The organism is Planktothrix tepida PCC 9214, from assembly GCF_900009145.1.
GTDB classification, from domain to species: Bacteria; Cyanobacteriota; Cyanobacteriia; order Cyanobacteriales; family Microcoleaceae; genus Planktothrix; species Planktothrix tepida.
The window spans coordinates 1-3,102 of the sequence record NZ_LN889795.1 but is presented as its reverse complement, the minus strand read 5'-3'; the positions used below and the strand labels follow the sequence as shown (position 1 = coordinate 3,102).

At 43.1% G+C, this 3,102-nt stretch carries 4 protein-coding genes; all 4 read right to left on the bottom strand.

The features are described from left to right. Positions 1 to 18: 18 nt before the first annotated feature. Positions 19 to 936, bottom strand: coding sequence for an NAD(+) kinase (locus tag PL9214_RS10605; protein ID WP_072718798.1), 918 nt, complete (start codon positions 934 to 936; stop codon positions 19 to 21). 134 nt (positions 937 to 1,070) lie between these two features. Further along, positions 1,071 to 2,051: an SDR family oxidoreductase gene (locus PL9214_RS10600; protein WP_072718797.1), complete on the bottom strand. Its 981-nt coding sequence runs from the start codon at positions 2,049 to 2,051 to the stop codon at positions 1,071 to 1,073. 127 nt (positions 2,052 to 2,178) lie between these two features. Continuing rightward, positions 2,179 to 2,469, bottom strand: coding sequence for a type II toxin-antitoxin system RelE family toxin (locus PL9214_RS10595; protein WP_072718796.1), 291 nt, complete (start codon positions 2,467 to 2,469; stop codon positions 2,179 to 2,181). Continuing rightward, the gene (locus PL9214_RS10590) at positions 2,466 to 2,744 is read right to left on the bottom strand and encodes a hypothetical protein (RefSeq protein ID WP_072718795.1); all 279 of its coding nucleotides are present in this window, start codon (positions 2,742 to 2,744) and stop codon (positions 2,466 to 2,468) included. The genes PL9214_RS10595 and PL9214_RS10590 overlap by 4 nt, the downstream gene beginning before the upstream one ends. Between the last annotated feature and the right edge of the window lie 358 nt (positions 2,745 to 3,102).

The following is a 3,102-nucleotide window of genomic DNA, read 5'->3' as shown; positions in this document are numbered from 1 at the left end:
CCCCGTCCCCTCCTCCCCCTAAGGTAATTCTACAGAAGTGGGTTTGGCAATATGAGGCAGTCCCCAGCCTAATTTTTCGCGGAGAACTTGGAAAAATTCGGGAGGATGGAGACGAATAAACTTAGCATGATAGGGCGATCTCTTGACTCTGACCTGATATTCAGGAAGAACATAACAACCTCCATTCCCATCCACCACCATCACTAACTGATTTGGACTAGCCGGATAAATAATTACGGGTTCGGTTTCCCCATAAATTAAAGCGCGTGAAGCCAGAGAATGGGGACAGATGGGGAGTAATTGCAGCACTTCTACCCCTGGTGTCACCACCGCACCTCCGGCGGATAAGGAATAAGCGGTTGAACCCGTCGGAGTCGAAATAATCACCCCATCGGCGGCAATATCCACCGGAGCATGACGACCAATTTTGATTTCAAAATGGCACATACAGGTCATGGGTTCCCGATGCAGTACCATTTCATTCAAACATAACGCTTCCCACAGCACTTGGTCTGCCTGACACACCTCAACCGCAATCATCGTGCGATTTTCAACAATGTAGTTTCCTTCAAGAACTTGTTCTAAGATCAGAGGCAGTTGATTCAGGTAGGTTTCCGTTAAAAATCCCATGTGACCTGTATTCACTGCCAACAAAGGAATGCCTTGAGGAGCCAGTATCCGAGATGCTGAGAGAACTGTACCATCCCCACCGAGAACAATCGCAAACATCATCTCCTGATCAAAATCGGGAGGGGCAATTTTATCAATGGGAGTTCGGTGTAAAGGATGAGGTTGAGTGGCATAACCGAGTATTCCCCCTGTTCCAGGTGCCGTGCAAACCTTCATCCCCCGCCCTTTTAGCTTGTCTTTGATCTCGGTCGCAGCACGACAAGCGGCGGGTTTGGCGTCATTGTAAATAATCCCTACTTTTGACACGCGAAGTTTTGTTAAATTGGGTTTAAACAGAATTAGAGTCTGTCTCAGAACCAGGATGGACATCCCAATTCTGATCGGAGACAAAAATTTAACGATGGTTAAAGCATACCCTGTCTTTGGGCGATTGCGTTGAGTTAGAGGGGCTTGAAGGGATTGCTCCTTTTTTTGCGTTTTTTGAGCTTTTCCTGTTCATATTCTAATTCTTTAAGTTTTTTCATAATTCGACTAAAGTATTCTTGCAGATAAGACTCTAAGGTGCTGATTTCCTTGGAATCAATGCCAAAAACTTCATAGGTTTCATCCATTGAAGCTTGTAAGGACTGACCATTGGCTAAGACTTCCGCAAAAGCAAGACGGTCTGACACATTCCAAGTCCACTGAAACCAACGGGTAACTTGGCGGAATAGACGCAGGATTTCCGTTGGGGTACGGGTAATTTTAGCTTGTTTGTTAGAGAGCCGTTCACACAACGCAATAATATCCTCAGCCGTCCAAGCTTTGGAACCCACTACTGGGAAACTTCTATTTTCAGTTTCAGGGACGGATAAGGCCTTAACTGCAAATTTAGCAATATCTTGGGTATCCATATAGGCAACGGGAGAACTGACCCCCGGAACCCAAACCGCTTGTTTATCTAAAATGGGAATGGCATATTGACCAATGAGCCCTTGAAAAAATCCACAAGGTCTTAGAATGGTGTATTTTAAACCGGACTCAGCTAAAAATAGTTCGGTACAGCGCTTGATTTCTAATAAGGGTACTTGAGGATATTTCTCAGCATCCAAAAACGAAAAGAACACAAATCGTTGCACTCCCGCTTCTGCGGCAGCTTGAATCAGAGCAACTTTTCCTTCCCAGTCTACTTGTTTAATCCCTAATGAATCCGTAGGACGGGCGGTAGCCGCATCAATAACGGCTGTTACCCCTTCTAATGCAGCTTTTAAACTTTCCGGTTCGCATAAATCCCCTGGAACCAGTTCTGCCCCCCATTCCTTTAAAAACGCGGCTCTGCGGTAACTGCGTGCTAAACAACGCACGGTATACCCTTCATCGAGCGCTCGTCGCGCCACCTGTCTCCCCAACGTGCCAGTCGCACCGACAATTAATAAAGTCATGAATACCAGTTTGAAGCTTAAAGTTTATTAAGTATGGTATCAAACATTCTCTCATTTTTTTACAAAACTTTACAAAAATTTGAAGATTGGCCCTGTAGACTTTTTCGTCAAGGGGCGCGATCGCACTTTAAGGATGAGGCGTAATGGCAATAACTGTGATTACTCCTTTGTCTGGGCCATAATACCAAAAAACTCGAAACGCTGCTGGGGTTTTGTTTTCGACGTAAGCCTCAAATATTTCTTCTCCATTAGGGCCTGATAATGTGTCGTATTTATGAGTTTTCAAGCTGGGATGGCGTAAATTAGTTGCCATTAATCCAAGTGTTTTCAGCACTTTATTGTATTTTTTTGCATCGAGTTCTTGAAGATTAATTAAACTATCTCTAGCTGATGAAGAAAATTCTATCCGAAAATTCATTCCTCTTCAATCTCCAGATCAGCATATTCAGAAAAGTCACCCAAATCGTGTACTTCACCTTTAGCTGCTTGTGCGAGACCACACTTGACTGAAGCTAACACTTCGGGGTTTTGCCATAACCACTGTTCACGATCAGGTATATTGGTTATTGGGTCTAATAAAATTTGTCCGGCTTCGTTGATGAGAACGCGATACTTTGTTGACTTGGGTTCGAGGTTTAAACTCAGGCATCCTTGTGGATCTGTACTGATTAAGTTTTTCAAAATCCAAAACATATTTTTCAGCTATTATAAAATTAGGTAAAACTCACTAAGGTAGAGTTTTATTTGATTATAACACATTAGATATTGTTGGCTTATTTTAATCTGAAGTGCGATCGCTCTTTTAGTTGTAAGTCAGCGTGATCGCACTTCTTAATATTACTAGGACGGAAAGATAGTTAACTATGCCACAGCATTATCCTATCTGCATGATTGGATCGTTCAGGGGGATAGTAAATAAGGCATTTTTCACAATCTCTGGCTGCGTGTTGATAACAACACCAAAGATGTTTGTATAGCCCTCTTCTGTCAGTCTCCGAGGAGTAAAATTAGAAAATAAACCAGATGGGTAGCTAGAAGGGAGATAGGGTAA